Source organism: Paenibacillus sp. CF095 (genome assembly GCF_900101225.1).
Taxonomy (GTDB): domain Bacteria; phylum Bacillota; class Bacilli; order Paenibacillales; family Paenibacillaceae; genus Paenibacillus.
In genome coordinates, this window is record NZ_FMZN01000001.1 from 3900123 (window position 1) to 3919532 (window position 19410).

Annotated in this window: 19 protein-coding genes; all 19 read right to left on the bottom strand. The window is 46.0% G+C overall.

All coding sequences use genetic code 11. The features are described from left to right. Nucleotides 1-23: 23 nt before the first annotated feature. Complete coding sequence (locus BLS69_RS17315; RefSeq protein ID WP_176872754.1) at nucleotides 24-587, bottom strand: VanZ family protein; 564 nt, start codon at nucleotides 585-587, stop codon at nucleotides 24-26. Between the two features lie 31 nt (nucleotides 588-618). Then, nucleotides 619-2778: a WD40/YVTN/BNR-like repeat-containing protein gene (locus BLS69_RS17320; RefSeq protein ID WP_091033819.1), complete on the bottom strand. Its 2160-nt coding sequence runs from the start codon at nucleotides 2776-2778 to the stop codon at nucleotides 619-621. Between the two features lie 21 nt (nucleotides 2779-2799). Beyond that, entirely contained in the window at nucleotides 2800-3720 is a 921-nt protein-coding gene (locus tag BLS69_RS17325) for an LCP family glycopolymer transferase (RefSeq protein WP_091033821.1), read from the bottom strand. A 13-nt stretch (nucleotides 3721-3733) separates the two neighbouring features. Further along, nucleotides 3734-5065: a UDP-glucose dehydrogenase family protein gene (locus BLS69_RS17330; protein ID WP_091033824.1), complete on the bottom strand. Its 1332-nt coding sequence runs from the start codon at nucleotides 5063-5065 to the stop codon at nucleotides 3734-3736. A 32-nt stretch (nucleotides 5066-5097) separates the two neighbouring features. Beyond that, entirely contained in the window at nucleotides 5098-6480 is a 1383-nt protein-coding gene (locus tag BLS69_RS17335) for a sugar phosphate nucleotidyltransferase (RefSeq protein ID WP_091033828.1), read from the bottom strand. Continuing rightward, complete coding sequence (locus BLS69_RS17340; RefSeq protein ID WP_091033831.1) at nucleotides 6477-7505, bottom strand: polysaccharide pyruvyl transferase family protein; 1029 nt, start codon at nucleotides 7503-7505, stop codon at nucleotides 6477-6479. The genes BLS69_RS17335 and BLS69_RS17340 overlap by 4 nt, the downstream gene beginning before the upstream one ends. Continuing rightward, a complete protein-coding gene (locus BLS69_RS17345; RefSeq protein ID WP_091033833.1) occupies nucleotides 7492-8868 on the bottom strand; it encodes a lipopolysaccharide biosynthesis protein in 1377 nt (458 codons plus the stop codon). Before BLS69_RS17345 ends, BLS69_RS17340 begins: the two co-directional genes overlap by 14 nt. Before the next feature lie 8 nt (nucleotides 8869-8876). Then, complete coding sequence (locus BLS69_RS17350) at nucleotides 8877-9782, bottom strand: glycosyltransferase (protein ID WP_249911545.1); 906 nt, start codon at nucleotides 9780-9782, stop codon at nucleotides 8877-8879. A gap of 43 nt (nucleotides 9783-9825) precedes the next feature. Continuing rightward, nucleotides 9826-10848: a glycosyltransferase gene (locus BLS69_RS17355; protein WP_076209611.1), complete on the bottom strand. Its 1023-nt coding sequence runs from the start codon at nucleotides 10846-10848 to the stop codon at nucleotides 9826-9828. A gap of 11 nt (nucleotides 10849-10859) precedes the next feature. After that, nucleotides 10860-11804 carry a glycosyltransferase family 2 protein gene (locus BLS69_RS17360; RefSeq protein WP_091033839.1) on the bottom strand — a complete coding sequence of 315 codons (945 nt, stop codon included), beginning with the start codon at nucleotides 11802-11804 and terminating at the stop codon, nucleotides 10860-10862. 21 nt (nucleotides 11805-11825) lie between these two features. Continuing rightward, complete coding sequence (locus BLS69_RS17365) at nucleotides 11826-12893, bottom strand: glycosyltransferase family 4 protein (protein WP_091033842.1); 1068 nt, start codon at nucleotides 12891-12893, stop codon at nucleotides 11826-11828. 37 nt (nucleotides 12894-12930) lie between these two features. Continuing rightward, nucleotides 12931-13410 carry a PssE/Cps14G family polysaccharide biosynthesis glycosyltransferase gene (pssE, locus tag BLS69_RS17370; RefSeq protein ID WP_091033844.1) on the bottom strand — a complete coding sequence of 160 codons (480 nt, stop codon included), beginning with the start codon at nucleotides 13408-13410 and terminating at the stop codon, nucleotides 12931-12933. After that, on the bottom strand, nucleotides 13407-13865 hold the full coding sequence (gene pssD, locus BLS69_RS17375) for a PssD/Cps14F family polysaccharide biosynthesis glycosyltransferase (protein WP_091033847.1): 459 nt from the start codon (nucleotides 13863-13865) through the stop codon (nucleotides 13407-13409). Before pssD ends, pssE begins: the two co-directional genes overlap by 4 nt. After that, nucleotides 13862-15238: an O-antigen ligase family protein gene (locus BLS69_RS17380; RefSeq protein ID WP_091033850.1), complete on the bottom strand. Its 1377-nt coding sequence runs from the start codon at nucleotides 15236-15238 to the stop codon at nucleotides 13862-13864. The genes pssD and BLS69_RS17380 overlap by 4 nt, the downstream gene beginning before the upstream one ends. A gap of 34 nt (nucleotides 15239-15272) precedes the next feature. Further along, a complete protein-coding gene (locus tag BLS69_RS17385; protein ID WP_091033853.1) occupies nucleotides 15273-15971 on the bottom strand; it encodes a sugar transferase in 699 nt (232 codons plus the stop codon). Then, nucleotides 15968-16870: a UTP--glucose-1-phosphate uridylyltransferase GalU gene (gene galU, locus BLS69_RS17390; RefSeq protein WP_091035105.1), complete on the bottom strand. Its 903-nt coding sequence runs from the start codon at nucleotides 16868-16870 to the stop codon at nucleotides 15968-15970. The genes BLS69_RS17385 and galU overlap by 4 nt, the downstream gene beginning before the upstream one ends. A gap of 187 nt (nucleotides 16871-17057) precedes the next feature. Further along, entirely contained in the window at nucleotides 17058-17735 is a 678-nt protein-coding gene (locus BLS69_RS17395) for a CpsD/CapB family tyrosine-protein kinase (protein ID WP_091033856.1), read from the bottom strand. Continuing rightward, complete coding sequence (locus tag BLS69_RS17400; RefSeq protein ID WP_036611336.1) at nucleotides 17716-18465, bottom strand: YveK family protein; 750 nt, start codon at nucleotides 18463-18465, stop codon at nucleotides 17716-17718. Before BLS69_RS17400 ends, BLS69_RS17395 begins: the two co-directional genes overlap by 20 nt. A gap of 37 nt (nucleotides 18466-18502) precedes the next feature. After that, nucleotides 18503-19261 (bottom strand): tyrosine-protein phosphatase, encoded by a 759-nt coding sequence (locus BLS69_RS17405; RefSeq protein ID WP_036611338.1) that lies wholly within the window; start codon nucleotides 19259-19261, stop codon nucleotides 18503-18505. Between the last annotated feature and the right edge of the window lie 149 nt (nucleotides 19262-19410).

Consider the following 19410-nt stretch of genomic DNA (forward strand, 5'->3'; position numbering starts at 1 on the left):
GATACATCTAATTTCCTGGGAAATCACTCACTGTGAATGGAAGTACGCTTTCCCTTTCTAATCCTTCGGATAATGGACTGAAGTCCTGCATATATGGCAATCCCACAGCCGCCGCCGAGCAAGTCTACTCCCACATCACGTATCGAGCTTGTCCGGTCCGGGCTGAACTGCTGAATATACTCATCAATGGAGGCTATAACAAACACCACAGCCAGAGCATAAACGATACTGGTCATAAGGGATGTTCTTCTGTACCGCAGCCCGCCATACACAAGCACGGCGAGCACAGCGTATACAAATAAGTGCGCACTCTTGCGAAAGACGAACTCTGCAAAATCATACGGCCGCTGCTTCAGCGAATACTCATACTCCCCATAAGTGAATTGCACATCAGGAAGTGTAAAACCGATGTGCAATTTTTGAGACCATTTATGAAGCCACGGCTGAATGTCTTGCTGTTGAGAGGATTGCGTGGACATGGACCAGATGACCAGAATCCAAATCACAATCAACAGCAGAGCAATGAGAAATCCGTACGTTCTTCGTACATGCTTTTGTCTCGTGCGCCCGGAGCCCTCCTCCATCATTTTAATCTTCACCACTTTCATATCTCACTCGTTATTCTATTGATCCAACATACATGCCTCTGCCATTTGTACCTACATATACCTGACCATAGATTTGACGGTCTGCTGCCATAATTTGCGGTTCATTGCCCAGCCCGATTCCAGTACCTAAAGGACCTATATTGTTCCAGGTTGCCCCCATATCATCGGAACGGAAGAATCCATTCACGTTATTTACGGTGCCATATACATAGACAGCTGGAACTAAATTACCTGGCTTCGCTTTACCAAAGGCAAATAATTTGGAATTCTGCACACCCTGGATCTTGGAAAATGTATTTCCCGAGTTCGTTGATGCATATAATCCATCGGTTCCCAGACTCACCCATACATTATTCGCCACGCCAGGTGCAGCCTCGACTTTAATGAAGCTTGTATTGATATCCGTATTAATAGGAAGGCGAACCGCATTCGCTTTGGACCAGTTGGCTCCTGCATCCGTAGACCGATACAGATAACCAGCAGCATACATATAAAATTTATATCCATTGATGCGATCCGCAGCCAGTGGATGATTATAGGCAAAGACCATATTCCCCCCAATGGCCTGAAATGGGGCACCATTCATATTTTGCCATGTTGCGCCACGATTCGTGCTTCTGACCGGATTACCGGTCTGGGGGTAATAAACAATTACATTTGGATTAATGGCTGAATAGGCCACCCGCCCCAGTGTAGAGCCTGCCGGAACGTTTACCGGGGTTACTGTAACTCCGTTATTGGAAGAGACAAATAAGCGTGTGGTCGTACCATACCAGTCACTGCTTCCCAGAAATATCATATAATTCGGATTTGCCTCGTGATAGTCAATACTTACAATTTCTCGCATACCTGAGAGCGGGATTTTATTAAGAGGAACATCGGTTACATTTGCATGTCTAAATCCGACTTGATCCGTTAAACCACTAAAGAATGAAACACCCTGAGGTGGTGTGGATGCCGTGAGTGCGACGACTTCTTCATGACCATCGGTAATAGCTTCCCAAGTACTCGCAGTACTGCCAGTCAATCCATTGGTACCATTGATATTTTCCGTCTTGTACACGCCAAACCAGTCTGTAGCGTATACGGTGCCCGGATTATGCGGATCAAACTTGATACTGGATGTCGCTGAGAAAAACATGTTGGGTGTCCACCATGACGGTTTGGATACCAACGTTTTGCTCACTGTTGTCCAACTCTGTCCGCCATTAACGGAACGATACAGTGGCAGATTATCTCCACCTGTTCGAACGGCTGCCAGGATGTGATTATCATTATTGGGATCAATCGTGATTCCATAATAAGATGAGTAACTAGTGCTGGGTGTTATATTCGTCCACTGCACACCATTGAACTTGTAAACGCCCTGATTATCCGTTGTCACATACAACGTCCCGTTCTTCGCCACAGTCATACGTGCAGGATATTCGGGACTTCTCCCGGTAAGTTGCCAAGTGGTCTGCCCATTGCTTCTTGGTGCTTTGCTATACACACCAATGCCGCGAACCCCCGCATACACAACTTGACCTTGCTTCGTCACGGGATTCAATCCATAAGCTACACTTCGAATTCCCTCACCGGACAGCCCACTAGGTACATCCCATACCTTACTCCACGTGGCTGCACCATCACTGGAAGTGTACAATCCATCATATCGTGTACCCACGTGCAGGTAATTGGAGTTCGTGGGATTAACCGCGATGCTCTCTCCCATGGCTCGATGGATATTTCCATTCGATTCATTCCGAAGATTAAGTCCGGTTCGAATCCAGGTTTCTCCCCGATCTGTGGATTTCAGAATATCACTCGGCCCCACGTTACCGTACTTCCCAGCAGCGATATACACGACATTGGGGTTTTGCTGATCCAGCGCAATTCCATCTACGCCGTACAGATTGCTGTCCTCATCTCCAAAATGATCCAGTAGTGGAACCCAATCTCCTGAGGTTACATCCAGACGGTAAGCTCCTCCAACGTCAGTTCGAGCGTAAACCAGATCAGGCTCAGTCGGATGAATGACCACCCCCGTAACGTACCCCCCACCACCAATAGGTATATTCTTCCATTGATAGTTTTGAGCTGATTGAACATAATTTGTACTTGCCGGTATCATGAGCATATACATTAGGAGCACAATCAGGGACAATTTCATTAGCCTGGAGATACGCATCTGGTTCACCGCCCTATCCGATCATTTTGTATGTTCTTCAATCATCTGATGTATCCTGTCTCGTTCCGACTGATCCACGATATAATAATACACTCCGTCTATTTTTTTGCCCGTGCCTTTAATCTCAACGGATTCAATATGATCCAGTACCGAACGATATTTGGAGAACATCTGCTTCATCTCATCAAAGGTAACGTCGGTTCTGACGTGAGCACTGACTTCGTCCAGCAACGTCTCCAGTTGCAACATGTTGGATACCTGGACCGTATTCTTCAGCACTTGTTTGATGATCTCCCGCTGACGGTCATTCCGCCCGAGATCTCCCTTCGGATCATCATAACGCATCCGCGAAAATCCCAAAGCAGCTTCACCATCCAGATGAATATTCCCTTGCTCGAACCGGTAACCCTCATAGTCAAATGCAAACGGGTTATTCACATTTACTCCACCCACCATGTCGATGACTTGTGCAAAGCCCTCCATATTCACTTTCATGTAGTAATGTATGGGAACGTCAAGCAATTGTTCCACCGTTTGCACAGACATGTTAACGCCCCCAAAAGCATAGGCATGGTTGATCTTATCCTCCGTGCCGTGACCAACAATATTCGTTCTGGTATCTCGGGGGATGTTAAACATAAGTACGGATTTTTTTGCAGGATTAACACTTAATACAATCATGGTGTCGGAGCGCCCCCGATCATTGGAACGTTCATCCACACCCAGAATCAAAGCATTAAAAGGTTCTTCATTCTCCATGTCCACAGGGAAATCTCCCCCACCCCGCTGGTCTACAATAGATACCTGCTTGATGGGTTCCCGGGGTTCATACATTTGATCCGCCGCTGATTTAACATGCGAATACAGATACACAGAATATCCAATCATGACAACTGCAACAAGGGAAATGGCACCTAATGTTATTTTGATCCCGCGTCTCATGTTATGGCCTCCGTCAGATGACTGCCGTTTTTCTTCCATCAATATTGGTTAGACCTGGACGACCAACGGAGTAGTATTGGAAGGACGTATCTTTAATCTGATCTTCTCCGTAGATGTTTCTTCCATCAATCAGGATGGGTTGATTCATATGCGCTGCCAAATCAGTCAGATTAACCTCCATGAACTCTTTCCATTCCGTCAGAACACAGAGTGCATCAGCACCTTCCGCCGCTTTCATGGCCCGCTCTTCCCATGTAATGGATGGGGAATCCACCTCTTTGCGGAAGTTCTCGGTAGCGATGGGGTCATATGCCCGAATCACTGCTCCCTGCTCAAGCAAACGTTGAATGATCTCAATCGCCGGAGCATCACGAACATCATCGGTATCCGGTTTGAAAGCGAGCCCCCAGATGGCAATCTCCTTCCCTTCGAGTGAGCCTAGTGCATCTTCCAGTTTACGAATGACGTTGAAGCGTTGATCTTTGTTCACTTCCACCACGGACTTCAGCAGTTTGAAGTCATAATCCACATTACCTGCAATTTGAATCAGAGCCTGTGTATCCTTAGGGAAACAGGAACCTCCGTAACCAATGCCTGCCTTGAGAAAGGAGGCACCGATTCGTCTGTCATAGCCCATGCCTTCGGCAACGCGGCTGACATCTGCTCCTACTTTTTCACAGATGTTAGAGATTTCGTTGATAAATGAGATCTTGGTTGCCAGGAAAGCGTTGGATGCATATTTAATCATTTCGGCCGAGCGAATATCCGTAACAATAATCTGATCGGTTAATGGCTGATGCAGCTCTTTCAACGTGGCGACTGCCCGCTCACTATGTGTCCCAATGACTATCCGGTCAGGATAGAGCGTATCCTGTACAGCGGTACCTTCTCGCAGGAACTCCGGTACCGATGCCATGTCGAATGGATGATTCGTCAAACTGCTGATCCATTCCTGAATACGATCGTTGGTTCCGACAGGAACAGTGCTTTTAGTCATTATTATTTTATAATTATCCATATAAGAACCTATTTCTCGCGCGACAAGCTCAATAAAACTCAGATTTGCTTCGCCATTAGGCAGGGATGGCGTACCCACCGCGATAATGATGATATCCGAACGACTAATAGCATCCTGAATGTTGGTGGTGAAGGACAGCCTTCCTGCTTTCATATTGGCATTCATGATATCCTTCAGACCCGGTTCATAGATCGGAACATGACCGTCCGTTAACATATTCACTTTTTCCACATTGTTGTCGACACAGATCACGTTATTTCCCAGTTCCGAAAAACATACGCCCGATACCAAACCCACATACCCTGTGCCAATCACCGTAATATTCATTCCATAATCTCCCCCATGTTCTAATGTGTTGGTTACGCGTGCTTCACATATGTCTGAACAATGTCCTGCCATTTGGTAGACACTCTAACGATATCTTCCTCAATCAGCTGGCTGCCGATCTGTACTTCAATGATCTCCAGTTCCGTAACGGCTCTGACGGAATGAAGCATACTCCGGTCAATGATCACCGTATCTCCTTGCCCGATCATTCGGCTCTGCCCATCCAGAATCAATTCCCCTGTTCCCGATACAACCGTCCATACCTCATTGCGAAGCAAATGGTATTGATAACTCAGGTTTTTCCCGGCACTGATGCAGATTCGTTTGGTGAGAACCTCGCCGCCAGCTTCGTTTTTTGTGTAATCCAGAACCCGGTAGCAACCCCACCTACGCTCCTCATACATGGGGCGTTGATCCTCGTTCTTCAAGATTTCCTTGATCCGTGGGCTGGCTTCTTTGTCACTGACCAGAATGCCATCCGGACTCACGGCGACCACCACATCCGACAACCCCAATATGGCAACCGGAATGTTCAATTCATTGACCAGGTGGGTATTCAGGGAATCTCCCGTAATCCACCCTTTTCCTACAACCGAGCTTCCCATCTCTTCCGTGAGTGTGTTCCACGTGCCTAGATCTTTCCAGAAGCCGTTATACGGAATAGCGATAATCTGATTTGCCTTCTCGACAACCTGGTAATCAAAACTGATCTTGTTCAATCTTCCGTATTGCTTCAGCATTTCGTCATACTGGATCGGCAGTTCCATCTCAATCAGCAGATTGATCAAATAACCCAGCTTAAAAGCAAAAACCCCGCAATTCCATAATGCGGCCTGCTCCATCATAAGGACCGCATCGGATTCGCAGGGTTTCTCCTGGAACTTCGCTACATTCACGTATTCATTGTTATTTTCACTGGAAGAAAGGGATTGCGGAATGATGTATCCGTACTTCTCTGACGGATAGGTCGGCACAACTCCCATTAAGGCCAGATCGGCACCTGACTTATCGAGCATCTCCGGCAAGGTTGCCAGCACTTCGAAGAATTCTTTTTCAACAAAGGGATCTACAGGCAACACTGCAATTGTCTCATTCAAACTCACACTCTCTACGGAATACAGATAGGAAGCTGCGAGTGCAATGGCTGGAAACGTATCTCTGCGCTCAGGCTCCACGACCAGTCTGACATCGTCTCCCAACTGAGAAGTCAGAATCTCGACCTGTGGCAAACTGGTTGCGATAAGCGCCTTTGATGCAAGTCCGGCATGATTCAGCTGTCGCCATACCCGCTGTACCATGGATTCCGGATTCCCCCCAGGCCCATGGAGTACTTTAAGAAATTGCTTGGATCTGGAATCGTTGGATAACGGCCAGAGACGCTTGCCAGAACCGCCGGATAACAGAATACTTCTCATAGCGCTGCACCATCCGACAGCACAACCGTACTCGCTCCCTTGCTGGTCTCGGTTGGCTTGTTATATGTGCTGGTCTGATTGGATTCCAGTCTGCCTGCCGGATTGCTCTTGGTCCAAGCTGCATAATAATTCGAGTTCTTGCCGTATGAATTATCCAGCAGGATGTTCGGTTGATCCAGGAGACAGGCCAGAATATGTCCATGCAGACGGGATGTCGTGATGGTCTGGTATTGATTGAATTCCTTAATGGCCGTATGTACCATCCGATCAGAGTATTTGTACCACAACCAGCGGGCAAAAGAGCTGCCTTTCCCTGACTTTAACCGGGATGTAATCATGCGAATGATCTTCCGGTCTACCCGGTTGTACAATGTCTCCCAGTCTTTAAACGTGGCCTTGGGTCCACTGACGGATTCGTAATGCACCTGATTCTGAGTTTTCTCAATGTCTTTACGGAAGAAATACAACATCTCTGCACTAGGCTTGCTCTTGGACTTAAGAGGCCACAACTGATGCGCCATATCCGGAGAAAGGTACACATTGGTTTGTTGAAATTCTTTACTGGCTATCTCATAAGATAAGGTGTCCCGGACAAAAAAGTGCACATCCTTATGACGATTGAATACTTGGGCTGTCTTTTTCAATTCAATATCACTCTTGTAAAACATCGTCTGTGGCAGAATGACAATCCGGTGATTCGGATGTTGTGCAATCATTCGTTCTCTCAATTTCTGATGGGCAGGGTACAGATCACCAAAGTTACCTCCCCCGTGCAACACGATCGTTATACCTTCCGGAACCTTGAGGGACAAAGGGCAATCCAGAATGCTGTATCTGGCACGTACTTGAATATCATTGTCCCGGAAGAAAGCCTCAGTACCTTTCATAATCAACAAGTCGCCACCATTGCTATGCACCGGGTAATCCAAATAATAGATTTCGGTACGCGGTGGAATGACCTTCAAAATCTGACGTAAATGTCCCTTCAACTCTTCCATTGGATGAATATTGTTAGTGCCCAGCATCTCCATCTCCTCCTTGGGTGACTCTTCTTCTTTTTTTGTTTAACCGTTCATAGAGAAACGGTATATCTTCCTTGTCATAGAACATGGCGGCAAACTTCACCTTAAATACAATCTTCATCGCGGCCACAGTAACCACCATTCGCACAATGGACCCGATCAATAAGGCAATCGCAATTCCGTTGAGCCCCCACAGCGGGGTGAATACAAAGAACAAAGCCACCGTCACCGAGAGTGCAATGAGCTGTCTGATCATCACAAGTCCAGGCCGACCAAGTGCATTAAACGCGGATGCCAGAATCCAGGAGCCACCACCAATAATGCATTCCACAGCCAAAATATAAAATGCTACGCTCGCCTCCAAAAATTCGGAGCCAAACAGAAGACCCATCAGGTAGTTCCCCACAAACATGGTGGGTATTACAATGATCATCATGACCATGAGCGAGATGCGGAAGGCTCTGCCAACTGTTCGAATAATCTGCTCTTGGGGCAATCCGGTCACTTTTGGGAAAACAACATTGCTAATCGCCGTCTGAACTGCGTTATAGATTCGGGATAACGCAAATACGACGGAATACAGTCCAAAGTCACGCGGGGTGAGCAAAGCCAAAATAATGATTTTATCAAACTGGGTATACAACGTTCCTAACAATTCAACACCATACACCTTGCTGCCATAACCAAAAAGCTTTTTCGCCGAACTCTGGTCCACCCGATCCTTGAACCATCTCAGTCTCAATTCATTACGGTTGGCATAGATAGCCCACGCCACCACGGAGAAGCTGGTTACAAAATAGATCGCAGCCGCGAGCTGAATGCTCAGCATGCCCAGGCCCCATAACACAAAAAGCCCGCCTACATTAAACAGGGGGATCATTAACCGGATACCATTATATACAGCGAATTTCTCCCGACTCTGCGAGAGTGCTGATATGAGATTGATGACAATAAGTACAGGAACAGTAGCAATCGTATACCATCTGGATATCTGCACGACCTCCGGCGGAAAGCTGGAGAGCCAGAAAGGTAATCCAAACCAGGCCACAATACCAATGATGATGCACACCGGAACTTGAAAAAGAAAGCTTAACCGAACATACTGTGCACTCTTCTCGGTTGCGCTCTGTTTGATGTTATAAATGATAGAAGTTGGTAGTCCGAATCCGACCAATCCGGTTAAGAGCGCAGGCCAGAATAGAATGGCCGAGAATGCGCCCTTTCCCTCTACCCCGAACATGCGTGACGTCAAAATGGAAGACAACATCGTCAGTGTCATGACCAGCAGATTGGTTCCACTTGTCTGAAATATGGCACTCATTAAGCCGTTTCCTCTGAATACTTTGCGAAGTGCAACTTGCGCCATAGCGATCCTCATCCCTTACTGTTTTGACGAAGCGACCCAACGATCATGCCGTTTCGGTAACATACTTTGGCAAGCTGACGTGTGAACCGATCTGCATTATAAATGTAGATCAGTGAGGTTGTGATCCCCTGTGCAAGCTTGATCCCATGTTTGGCCGTACGCACAACACCACGGTCCTGATCACGAATGGCATCACTCACACCTTGCCAATAGATTCGGCGCAGAAACCAGTTCTTCGTTGTTCGCTCTTTGGCTACTTTATGTTGTACCGCACCATACGGCGTGTAATATACCTTGAACTTTGTCCGTATTCTTGCAATTAACTCACTCTCTTCACTAGAGAGAAGATTGTTCCCCACTCTTCCAAGGTCTTCACGGAAGGGAGCCAGTTGATCAAAGACGGATAAACGAAAAGCCACATTTGCACCAAATGGAATATAAGGACTTTTCATCTCAGTGACTTCATCTGCAAAATCCAGAATGGTGAACAGCGACCTGTTCTCTGGTGGAATCCACATTGGCTCAGGCACTTCCCAGATCGGGTCAATCTTGCCACCGACACAACCGATATTTTCATTCATCTCAAACACGCTAACGATCTGGCGAATCCAATCCCTGCAAGCAAAGGCATCATCGTCAAGGAACAGGATATACTCGCCGCGCGCCTCGTGAATGGCCCGGTTACGGGCTACAGACAAGCCTTGCTTTTCTTCCAACACATACCGGATCGAATGGTTCTCATGCTGCAAGATGGTTTGGAGCACGATTTCCCGTGTGTTGTCTTTTGAATTGTTATCAATGAGTATGATCTCATAGTCGCTGCTTGCGTAATTCTGTTGTACGGCACTTCGTATAGCCTCTACCGCATCCTGTGCACGGTTATACGTACAGATCGCGACGGTTACTTTCATCATTTCATCCCCATATTTTTCAATTAGGTCCACCCGTTCATCTGCACTAACTGGAGTACAGGGTAAGTGTCCTTTGGGCAATCACTGGCCAATCCAGCCGCTCCAACGCTTTGACAAAACCACTGCCTTCCTGAAACTCCGATTGTTTTAATCGGATCATATTCATCGCTTTAAGCAATCCATCCGGATCAGAAGGTTCGTAGAGGACCGCACAATCTTCGGGCAGGTATTCCTCCAACAAGCCAATCCGTGGTGCCACCACAGGTTTACAGAAGGTCAATGCCAGAATTGCACTGCCTGAAGTAGCAATTTGCTTGTATGGAAGAATGATCGAATCGACTGCATCAAAATAATCCGAATATTCATCATCTTCGATGAAATGAAAATGGGTATGAATATGTCCACTCTTGAGAAATTCATCTCCAAGGTCATAATCCTTTACCTTTTTACCGGCAATCAACAGATGGGCTTGTTCGGAATCCAGATCCTTGAATGCCTCCAGCAAATCATCCACGCCCTTATACGGCGACACCTGACCGAAGAACGCATACACATAACTATCCTCCGGGATGCCAAACCGGGAGCGGATATTCACGCCTTTCCCCTGATACACTCCCTTGTAATGTCCATGCGGAATAACCTCGATCCGGCTGGAATCAATCCCAAACGTCGAACAGATCTCGGAGATCAAGGGTTTACCCATGACAATCAGCTTGGAGCAATTTTGGACCAGTATTTTTCTCATCCAATAATCAAACCGCGTCTTGCCGCTGTTGTGAGGCCAGATGTTATGCACCGTCCAAAACAATTTGGCCCCGCGCAAGCGTGCAAAACAAATCATCAATACATACAGAATGGACTTGATCACTGTTGTCAGCACGGATGAACCTCTGTAATAGAAGCTGGGCCAATGAAAATGCAGCACATCATTTTTTTTCAGTTTGATTAGATCTCTTTTGGTAAACTGTTTCACTTCCCATCCCTTGTTCTCAATGGAATCGGATAACAGCTCATTGAATTTATTGTTCTCAATCATCTTGGGCAGCATATACACCGTCGGATTTTCCATCCAGGCACCTCTTACTTTAGTTTCATTCGCACAGGTTCCTCTGCATACGTTCCAACTGCGCGCCTTGCATGAAATCTCATTAGAAATCCTTGCATCATAATTTTGGTATTACGCTTGAGCAGCACCCAATCTTTCCACCAGGGATACAGCGACAGTGCTTTTTTCAAATAAACGTTATTGCGAAGCGTATTTCTCGACCATTCGAGCATTCGATAATGGTGTAATTGACGGCGCTTCTGTTCCTTGGACATGTCATTGTAGTATTTCAAAATAATCTTGCGTTGGCCCTTGTACTTGGCCGTTGTAGAGGTTGAAATTCGTGGACCACTGTGGATGTTGATATCCACCAGCGGTTCTTTCACATTCACGGCGATGTAGCCTCGTTTCAATATGCGTAGATAAAAGTCATAATCCTGAGCGGATGTCAGATTTTCATCGAATCGAACTTCACGGGCCAGTGAGGTAAGTACCATGATTTTGGACGTTTCCCCGATCCAGTTGAATGTAAGCAGATCCTCATACCGAATAACATCGCGAGGTTCCACCGACAATTTCCGTTTGACCACCTGATGCTGCTCATTCGTGTATGCGAGATACTTGCTACAAAAGGTGAATGATTCCTGTGTACGCTCCAGCACTTCCGCCTGGGTTTTTATTTTGTCAGGCATCCATTCATCATCATCATCCAGGAAGGCAATGTACTTGCCATTGGCTTGGGATATCCCTACATTCCGTGCATGGTTGGCTCCTTTGGGATATGGAACCCGGATGTACCGAATCCGTGAATCTTCCCGGGTCCAAGCCTGACAGATCTCTGGCGTCTGATCTTCTGAACCATCATCCACAATGAAAATCTCCAGATACGGATGTGTTTGCTCCCGTACACTTCTCAACGCATTCTTCAATAACTCGGCCCGGTTATGGGTCGTAATGATGCAAGATACCAAGGGGTTCATTTCATCACCTTTTCCTGTTCACTAGGATACCTTCACTTGAAGTGCATCATATATTCCTGACAATCTGCCTACGAGAAGATTCATATCGAACTTATCCGATATAATCTCTCTGTTATGTGAACCCATTCTTGCTCTAACCTCTTCATCCATGATGAGATATTCCAGCGCTGATGTCAGCCCGTGCACATCTCCCGGCTCGATTAACAGCCCATTATGACCGGATGTAATCACTTCGGGGATGCCTCCGACGGTGGTCGATATAATGGGCAAGCCACAATTCATTGCTTCAAGTATGGCCATAGGTAATCCCTCATGATAAGAAGGCAGGACCAGTAGATCCGCTTCCCGCATCAGCTTTTCCTTTTGCTCTCCGTTAATCCAGCCGAGTACATTGACACGATCCTCTATTCCATACTGCTGCACGATCGCTTTGACTTCTTCGACTTCGCCATCCCCTGCCAGATTAAAGGTAGCTGTAACGCCCAGCGCCTTCAATTGCTGAATGGACTGAAGCAGATCGTAGACTCCTTTTCGCTCACCCAGTCTGCCCATGAAGAGAGCATTAACGGCTGCCTGTTGTTCTCTCACAAACGGTTCTTTGACAAAGACCCCGTTATAAAGAACCTCAATCGCTGTCTCCGGCACAATCGTAGCAAAGTATTCTTTCCACGTCTGGGACAAGACAATCAACTTATCTGCCTGATTCAGAATGTAGTGACAATACTTGCGCTGCAGAGCAAATTGATTGTAGAAATCATCAAAGCTGGCCGCATGAATATGCAGAATAACTGACTTTCGAAACAACTTTCGTGCCGTTAGCAGAAATAGAGACTTCCGATAAAAGCTCCCGTTGTTCGCCATATGAATATGCACGATATCCGGCTTGAACGTGTACAGTTTCATCCAGAATTGAATGAATCCCCGTATAAAAATAAGCAGCCGTGAGAATACGCTGCCCGTGATATATGTCTCGACCCGCTGCATAGCATACATTTCCGAGATGGAGGAATCCTCAATGTTTTTGATGACACTCACAATTCCACCCATATCCTTCAAGGATGATCCAACAACCAATACTTTTGGTTTCATGATAGACTCCTTTTTTCATGGTTAATCTTCAGACCACTTACAGACTATTCACGTAATTTTTAATGGATGAGATCAGATCAGACTGTTTTCTTACATAGGGCTGGAACGTCAGCTCCTCTATGCAAGGAACCAAGTTTTGCAATTCAGCCTGACTCTCCGCGACGGCCACATAGCCGTTATCCTGAAAAACCTTGGAGATCTCAAGCTGATGGTCATCCACATGTTCGCCCCATTCTTTCCGGCGTGGAATGACAATAACCGGCTTGCCACGTTCAAGACAATTTGTAATGGAGCCAACACCCGCATGAGAAATAATGCATCTGCTGCGCTCCACATATTCATTCATCTCTTCCTGCGTGAGGAAGGGAATCACAGTGAAATTCCGCGGCTGATACTCGGTATATCCGGATTGGGCAACAACCTCTTCTTCAATAATTCCTGCCTCAATCGCCTCATCAATAAGCTCAAACATCCGATTGAAGGGAAAACGCTGGGTTCCAACGATAGCAAATATCAAAATAAAGCCCCCCTGTACTTCGCATTGGGATAGCTATCCTGCAACGTTTCCCATTGGATGAAGAACTCATCCGAGATTTTGTACATCAATCTCCCGGTTGCGCTGGAGGAATAGATTTTGGCATAACTTTCGATGTAGATCAGCTTGGCGCCGAAGATTTTACCGATAAGGCAAAAAGGATATGTGGCTCCCGCCCCTGTTGTAATGATCACCTTTGGACGCTCACGCAGATATAGAAAGAACGACTTGATAATATTAGCCACAAAGATTAGCAAGAACATCGCATTTTTACGCTCTTGCTGCATTAAGAAGTATACTTTACCCTGAGACGAATCTACTTTTCTGCTTTTGTTCTTCTCGGTAATCAGGAAATAATCATGTTCTTCAACCGCAGGAATAATTTTGGTTAATTCATCAAAATGACCGCCTGTAGAACTGATCAAACAGACCTTCATGTTCTAATCTCCTTTGAAAAGGATACGTCCTTGGCTCGCTGTATCTGTATATCCACTTCTGCTTCAGCCCCTGACTTGGAATGAACTCCATTTCCCGTAGCATATAACGCGTTCAGGAAGATACAGAATGGAGCAATCAGATGAACCGTGGACAGGGTATTGTCAAAAAAGGAATAGGTCAGGAAACCGATAATCATTCCGGCAAAATACAACCGGATCATGCCGCTCAACCGGAAGTACACGGCCCGGAACACCAGCAGCAGCGATAGAAACAACAGGATGGCTCCAACTAAACCGCCATCGTAATAAAAACGAATGTATTCATTATGCGGAACGACGAATCCAGAAAAGATACTTCCATCATTCGCTACGAGAGTTGAGCCGAGTCCGCGTCCAAATATCGGATACTCATTTGCTTTGCCAATAAAATAATTCCAGGCTACATCCCTTCCCGACAAGCCTTTGCTCTCTGACCTCATCTCATAATTGTCCCACTGCGCTATCACCATATAGGCCACAGCGACAACAAACAGAATGAGAGGAATAATGGCACTGACTCTGCCTTTGATGAAGGCTTTCAGTTGATCAAATAGATAGACCAGAATAATCGGAATAAGCGCAATAAGCGGCCCCCTTGTTCCCGTCTGGACCAGAATGACCAGATGTGTCAAGGTAAGCATGTAATACAGAACAACCTGATGGCCTTGCTTGATCTGAATCAGACAGACACAGATGGAGATAAAACACAACATGGCCAGATGCGCGGCGATGTTAGCTCCCTGTAACCGGGTTACACCCGACATCTCCAGGTTAGTAATGGACAATATGCCGGCGAGTTGCAGAATATAACCACCAGCAAGACTGAATAGTGGCAACCATGCGAGTACACGTATAATACGTTGACTGATCTCTCTTGAAAAATGGGGCATCAGCAACAAAAAAGGAACAATTACTCCTAGAAAGGCCTTAAATGGATCGAGCGGACTAACCTTGCTGGGCAGATCAGATAGAAAATAACTTTCCACAAATAAAAACCCAATCGCCAGTGCAGGATAGATCAGATCTTTGCGAATACCAAAACGTAAAAAAAGAGAGACCACAAAACCCAGAATCGCCAGCTTGTAGAAGGACAGCGAATCCAGTCCTGCCAGATGAATGCTAAATATTTTATCAATGGACAATGAAAAACTTACAATGAGAATCATAAAAATCCAGCTGGGCTGTTTAATATAAACGCCCAGCAGAATCACAGCTATAAGTGCAACAACCGAAACTAACGGAAGATAGATTGCTGCGAAGACAATTACCAGCGAAAAAAGAATGATATTAAACGACTTCATATTCAATGCAGCAAGTATACCGGTCTTTTGCATATCTGCTATGCCACCTCAAAGCCAGAATCGTGTTTCAAAACGCATCCTTCGAACCTATCAGCACCTTGAACGTTCTGAAGATAATTTTGATATCCACCATCATGCTGCGCTCACGGGCATACGTCAGATCCAGCTCCACCATTTCCTCAAAACCAACACTATTTCGACCGCTGACTTGCCATAATCCCGTACATCCCGGGATCATCTGAAGGCGTTGTCTGTCATAGGAAGTGTAGTTCTTAACTTCTCTGGGCAGAGCCGGTCTGGGTCCAACGAGACTCATCTCTCCTCTGAACACGTTCCACAACTGAGGCAGCTCATCCAGACTGGTTTTCCGAATGAACTTGCCAATTCGGGTAATGCGGGGATCATTTTTCATTTTGAACATATTTCCATTCACTTCATTCTGATCAATCAATTGTTCCAGCAGATCTTCTGCATTCGCAACCATGGACCTGAATTTGTACATGTGAAACTCTTTTCCATTCTGTCCGACCCGTACCTGACGAAAAAAAACAGACCCCTGCGGGGCCTCGATTTTGATCAGTAATCCGATGACCGCAAACAAGGGGCACAAAATGATCAAACCTATGAAAGAACCCAGCAAATCGAGCATTCTTTTCATAAATAGATACACTTTATCCGCATTTTGTCCTGACATCGTTGATGCATTGTACCCCAGACTTGGGTCCATAACAATCTCCGCTTCCTTCGATTGGGGAGATGGACTCATTCAAACTCCCCCCCGGCTGCATGTTCTACCGACTCTTTTTCCAGAATCTGTTGCAGAGCTTGCAGCATTGGAATTCTAAGTTCCTGTTTTTGCAGAGCGAAGTCGATGGTTGTCAAAATGAATCCCAGTTTCTCGCCCACGTCATAACGCACTCCCTCGAAATCGTAAGCATACACTCCTTGTGTCTCATTTAAACGCTGAATCGCATCTGTTAATTGAATCTCTCCGCCTTGACCAATCTCTTGTTGCTCCAGATGTTCGAAAATCTCTGGACTCAGTACGTATCTCCCCATAATCGCCAGGTTGGAAGGCGCTGTGCCTTGGGCAGGTTTCTCTACGAACCTGAGAACCTCTGTCAAACGGCCATCCGATTGAAGCGGGTCCACAATGCCGTATCTGTCTGTTTGTTCAGCAAGTACGGTCTGTACGCCAACAATGGAATGTTGAACCTGATCATATTGATCAATCAATTGTTTGGTGCATGGAACTTCCGATACGACGATATCATCTCCGAGCAACACGGCAAAAGGTTCGTCACCGATAAAGTTACGTGCACACCAGACAGCATGACCAAGTCCTTTGGCCTCTTTTTGTCTTATGTAGTGGATATCCACGTTAGAAGATTTGCGAACCTCTTCAAGCAAGCCCAGTTTCCCTTTTTCCAGCAAGTTGTGCTCCAGTTCAAAAGCGTTGTCGAAATGATCTTCAATTGCCCGCTTCCCTTTACCGGTTACGATGATGATGTCTTCGATTCCAGAGGCAATGGCTTCCTCAACGATATACTGTATAGTTGGTTTGTCCACAATAGGGAGCATTTCTTTGGGCATCGCTTTTGTGGCTGGCAAAAATCGTGTACCTAGTCCAGCTGCAGGAATGATTGCTTTTCTCACTTTTTTCATAAATACCACCCTATCCTCTTTTTTTTTAGTTTGATAAAAGTTGAACCAGGGCATCTAACCCGTCCTCACGTCATACCTTCGACGATTAACGTCTAAGGTTCATTGAACCCACAGCATGACCGAGTGCCTACAGTGATAAAGGTGCAGTAGACATTACCTGTTTACTTGGGAGCATTGGATGGAAGGTTTACTTCTCTCCGTAGCCCACCGGAACTGCAACGTTTTTGATATTGTTCAGAATTGCGCCCAGGATTCGTGCATTCACATGCTCCAGAGCAGCCTTGGTCTTCTTCACCAATTCCTTCTTGACCTTGCCCGAGTTCACGACCAGCAGCACACCATCACACAGCGAGCTCACAATGAGTGCATCCGTTACCGCGAGCACCGGCGGTGTATCAAACATGATGACATCATATTGATCCTCTAACTTCTCAATCAGCCTTTTCATCCGGTTGGAACCAATCATCTCGGAAGGGTTCGGCGGAATTGGGCCAGAAGTGAACAATTGGAGATTATCGATATAGCTCTCTCTAAGCACGTCTTCAACACTGTACTGATTAGACAGCACACTACTAAGACCGATATGATTCGGTACAGAAAATACCTGATGCAAGGAAGGATTCCGCAGATCCGCATCGATCAGCAGAACTTTCTTGCCTTCCTGGGCATAGGTTACCGCCAGGTTGCTAATGGTTGTTGTCTTGCCTTCGCCGGATTCAGCGGAAGCGACCATGATTTTTTTGATATGACTGTCGATTGAGGAGAACTGAATGTTCGTCCGTAATTTACGGTATCCCTCCGAGATCTGAGATTTGGAGTTAAAATAGGTCACCAGACTGTTATTTTCATTGGTTAGCCGCGACATATTTGCCATCCCCCACTTTCTGTTGAGATACGTAATTTTTCGTATTTTTCAGATCATCTTTTTTCATTTTGGATATCACTGTAAGCACAGGCAGGCCCAGCTCTTTTTCAAGTTCAGTTTCGGATTTGAATGTGTCATCCAGATAATCCATCAGGAATACAAGTGCAATCGCGAGCACAAGACCTGCGAACAGACTGACAATGATGCTTAATGTGGTTTTCATATTGATTGGAGATGCGTTACTATCCACTTTTGCTTCACTGAGGATAGCCACATTATCGATTTTCATGATTAGGGGGATTTGAGATTGGAACACGTTGGAGATGGCATTGACCGTTTTTGCGGCTTTTTCGTAGGTAGTCCCTTGTACAGTTATGCTCATCACTTGGGATTCGCTGGCTGTAGAGACGGAGGTGCTATTCATGAGCTGAGCAGAGGTTAAGCCTAGGTCTGGATACGTGGTAGCGACTTTATCCATAATGGCGGAAGATTTAATAATTTCTCTGTATGAGTTAATGAGTTTGATATTGGTTTGAATCATGCTGAAGTCCATCATCGCCTGGCCTTGAACGTTAGAGGTCTGGTTCACGATCAGTTTGGAACTAGCCTCATAGATGGGCTGGGTGAAGAAAATGCTTTTGACCCCTGCACCCACACCGGCTATCAAAGCAATTGCAACAATCAACCACAGTTTCTTTTGTAAGAGTCGAAAATATCCTTTCAGTTCCACTTTCATTCCTCCTATACGTTGTGATCTATCTATGTAACTACCAGATGGACAGCAGCCATTTGCGAGGTTTCCAGCGTTCTGTGACCAGACACGAATTCGATAGAATGTGCGACGCATTCTCTGCCAGCCTTTTAACGGCTTCAGCTCCAAATCGACGCTCGATGGCCCGCTCTCCTTCACTTATGGCAAATGTCCTTTTGCACGTATCATGTGCATCTGATGAAATGAAATGAAACCCGTTTTCTTTGCAAAAATGAAAACACCACTGCCGAACTTTCCGTCCGAAAAGCCCAGTGAAAGATTGAGCTGTGAGCTGACATAGTCCGCCTTGACTCAAGTAATCAGCCAACAACTTTGGCTTCTTCAAAATGACACGATTGCGTTCCGGATGAGCAATAATAGGGGTAATTCCCGCTATTCGTAATTCATGCAGTATCCTGGGGAACTGTGAGGGAATATGACCAAAGGGCAGTTCCAGCAACATGTAACGACTTCCGGCGAGTGTGCAGCACTTTCCTGCATATAAGTCTCCAATCAGGTTGTCATGCACCCTGATCTCCTGTCCGGGACGGATCTCCAGGCGAATGTTACGTTTGCGAAGTTCTGCATGAAGCAGGTTCACGGCCTGATTGACCACCATCGGTTCATTGTTGTATTGCCCGTTCAGGTGATGCGGAGTAGCAATAATGGAGGTAATTCCTGAGGCTGCCGCCTTCTCAGCCATCGCAACGGACTGCTCCATTCGAACAGGACCATCATCTAGGCCGGATAATATGTGGCAGTGCATTTCAACCATATCCAAACTTCCTGAAATAGTATGAGCCCCCTCGCCCCTTTATTCATTGCGCAAATGCTTTTGGTGTTAAAGAACTAATGCATAACGCTATGAAATATAGTAAAATGGCGTTAAGTACATGTTTTGTTCAGAAAATGTTAAGAATCGCT

Bases quoted from the DNA above. Each gene is read 5' to 3' on its own strand.
- BLS69_RS17395 (WP_091033856.1), bottom strand. From the start codon at position 17,735: ATGTCGCGGCTAACCAATGAAAATAACAGTCTGGTGACCTATTTTAAC.
- BLS69_RS17335 (WP_091033828.1), bottom strand. From the start codon at position 6,480: ATGAGAAGTATTCTGTTATCCGGCGGTTCTGGCAAGCGTCTCTGGCCG.
- BLS69_RS17325 (WP_091033821.1), bottom strand. From the start codon at position 3,720: ATGAGACGCGGGATCAAAATAACATTAGGTGCCATTTCCCTTGTTGCA.
- BLS69_RS17360 (WP_091033839.1), bottom strand. From the start codon at position 11,804: ATGAACCCCTTGGTATCTTGCATCATTACGACCCATAACCGGGCCGAG.
- galU (WP_091035105.1), bottom strand. From the start codon at position 16,870: ATGAAAAAAGTGAGAAAAGCAATCATTCCTGCAGCTGGACTAGGTACA.
- BLS69_RS17350 (WP_249911545.1), bottom strand. From the start codon at position 9,782: ATGATGAAAGTAACCGTCGCGATCTGTACGTATAACCGTGCACAGGAT.
- BLS69_RS17365 (WP_091033842.1), bottom strand. From the start codon at position 12,893: ATGAAACCAAAAGTATTGGTTGTTGGATCATCCTTGAAGGATATGGGT.
- BLS69_RS17330 (WP_091033824.1), bottom strand. From the start codon at position 5,065: ATGAATATTACGGTGATTGGCACAGGGTATGTGGGTTTGGTATCGGGC.
- BLS69_RS17320 (WP_091033819.1), bottom strand. From the start codon at position 2,778: ATGCGTATCTCCAGGCTAATGAAATTGTCCCTGATTGTGCTCCTAATG.
- pssD (WP_091033847.1), bottom strand. From the start codon at position 13,865: ATGAAGGTCTGTTTGATCAGTTCTACAGGCGGTCATTTTGATGAATTA.
- BLS69_RS17315 (WP_176872754.1), bottom strand. From the start codon at position 587: ATGATGGAGGAGGGCTCCGGGCGCACGAGACAAAAGCATGTACGAAGA.
- BLS69_RS17345 (WP_091033833.1), bottom strand. From the start codon at position 8,868: ATGGCGCAAGTTGCACTTCGCAAAGTATTCAGAGGAAACGGCTTAATG.
- BLS69_RS17385 (WP_091033853.1), bottom strand. From the start codon at position 15,971: ATGAGTCCATCTCCCCAATCGAAGGAAGCGGAGATTGTTATGGACCCA.
- BLS69_RS17405 (WP_036611338.1), bottom strand. From the start codon at position 19,261: ATGGTTGAAATGCACTGCCACATATTATCCGGCCTAGATGATGGTCCT.
- BLS69_RS17340 (WP_091033831.1), bottom strand. From the start codon at position 7,505: ATGCTGGGCACTAACAATATTCATCCAATGGAAGAGTTGAAGGGACAT.
- BLS69_RS17380 (WP_091033850.1), bottom strand. From the start codon at position 15,238: ATGCAAAAGACCGGTATACTTGCTGCATTGAATATGAAGTCGTTTAAT.
- BLS69_RS17355 (WP_076209611.1), bottom strand. From the start codon at position 10,848: ATGGAAAATCCGACGGTGTATATGCTGCCCAAGATGATTGAGAACAAT.